This is a genomic window from Mesorhizobium sp. M1E.F.Ca.ET.041.01.1.1 (assembly GCF_003997355.1).
Classification (GTDB): Bacteria; Pseudomonadota; Alphaproteobacteria; order Rhizobiales; family Rhizobiaceae; genus Mesorhizobium.
Genome location: NZ_RZSL01000911.1, coordinates 1 through 1,686, shown reverse-complemented (window position 1 = coordinate 1,686; position 1,686 = coordinate 1). Strand labels below are relative to the sequence as shown.

Sequence of the window (1,686 nt, the reverse complement as noted above, 5' to 3'; positions counted from 1 at the left end):
GTGTGGCCGTCCTCGAAGTTGAAGAAGACGGCGCTTGGCAGAGTGGGCTGCTCGCCTTCCAGCGCCACCAGTCGCGCCCGGCCGTTGCGGATCACGCCCACCGTGGAATTGGACGTGCCGAAATCGATGCCGCCGAATGCCGATTGCATCGCAGCCTCCTGTCATTGCTTCGCGGCAACGGATCGCCGGCGTCGGAAAATGCGCCGTCATCCGGATGGCCGGACCGCTCTGCCGAATGGAATGTGTGCTTGCCCCTGACTTGGGAGGCGGCGATTTATCGCAAAACCGGGAAAAGGGGAACCCCTCTTTTCACGGGAAAAATGGTCTTCCCATTTTCCCCGGGAGCATCAATCCTTGCGGAAGACGAGCCGACCGAGCCAGCCGGTGAGCATGGCGAGCGACACCGCGAACACGCCGTAGAGGAAGGAATAGTCGTGCGCGACGCGGAAGATCGACTGTTCGAAACCGGACTTGCGGATTTCGAGCTGGGCGGAGCTTTCCTTCACGAACATGCCGCTCTTGAACAGGAAGGCGCGCGCCTTGTGCGTGCCGACCGGAATGTTGGGCGCGAGCCGCACGGTGGCGCGGAACAGGCTTTGCGACAGGAACTGCACGCCGCCGACATTCTCGCTGTAGAGGCCGGTTGCCGTCTTGCGCTCGCGCAGTGCCGCCGTGAATTCCTCGATCGTCGCCGGGCTGTCGGTCTCGTCGGCAGGCTTCATGTAGAGGTTCTGTGAACCCAGCGAGAGCTGCTTGTACTTGGTCGGATCGGCAATGTCCTGCAAGGGCCGCGTCGTGGCGACCGAATAGGACACCGGCACGTTCTCGAAGGTCTCCGATTCCAGGTTGATCCAGACGCCGAGCACTCTGTCCTTGCGGCGGACCACGACCGGCCGTGGCGGCCCCTCGAGCACGACGACGACGTCGTAACGCCCCTGCCGCGAAACCAGCGGGTCGGGATTTTCGAGCGATCCGAAGATGGTGAGGTCGGCGCCCGAGAAGCCGGCGGTGATCGATATGGCGTCGGTCGACAGGCCGATCTGGATGCCTTCGGCGGGCGGCGGCGTTTGTGCCGTCGCCGGCGACAGGGCGAGGAACAGCGAAAGCGAAATTGTTGCTGCGAACGCCCTCAACCCCGCCATCAGCTCAGGCCCGCGGCGGAGAGCGAGTAGGGATTGGGCGGGGTCGCGAAGAGGTCGATGGCAAGGCGGATGGCGACGGCCAGCACCAGCAGCGCCAAAAGCGCCCGCAGCTGCTCGCCGCGCAGCCTCTGGCCGGCCTTGGCGCCGTATTGCGCGCCGGCAACGCCGCCGGCCATCAGCAGGAAGGCGAGGATGACGTCGACGGTCTGGTTGGTCGTGGCATGCACCAGCGTGGTGTAGGCCGAAGTGAAGATGATCTGGAACAGCGAGGTGCCGATAACGACGTTGGTCGGCACCTTGAGCAGGTAGATCAGCGCCGGCACCATGATGAAGCCGCCGCCGACACCCATGATCGAGGACAGGAAGCCGATCGCCGCGCCGAGTCCAAGCACGGGGATGACGCTGACGAACAGCTTCGAGGCGCGGAAGCGCATCTTGAACGGCAGCCGGTGGATCCAGTTGTGCTGGCCGGATTTCTTCATCACGGGCGCTGCACCACTGCGCGCGGCGCGCAGCGCGTTGACACTCTCGACCAGCATCAGTC

3 protein-coding genes are annotated in these 1,686 nt (G+C 64.5%); all 3 read right to left on the bottom strand.

The window, feature by feature from the left end:
* Nucleotides 1-149: Hsp70 family protein (locus tag EOA38_RS35790; RefSeq protein ID WP_145966260.1), on the bottom strand; the 149-nt coding region annotated here is incomplete at its 3' end.
* Between the two features lie 198 nt (nucleotides 150-347).
* Nucleotides 348-1,142 carry a TIGR02186 family protein gene (locus tag EOA38_RS35785; protein WP_127301434.1) on the bottom strand — a complete coding sequence of 265 codons (795 nt, stop codon included), beginning with the start codon at nucleotides 1,140-1,142 and terminating at the stop codon, nucleotides 348-350.
* A partial coding sequence (locus EOA38_RS35780) for a sulfite exporter TauE/SafE family protein (RefSeq protein WP_145966259.1) occupies nucleotides 1,142-1,686 on the bottom strand: 545 nt, incomplete at its 5' end. The genes EOA38_RS35785 and EOA38_RS35780, both read right to left, overlap by 1 nt.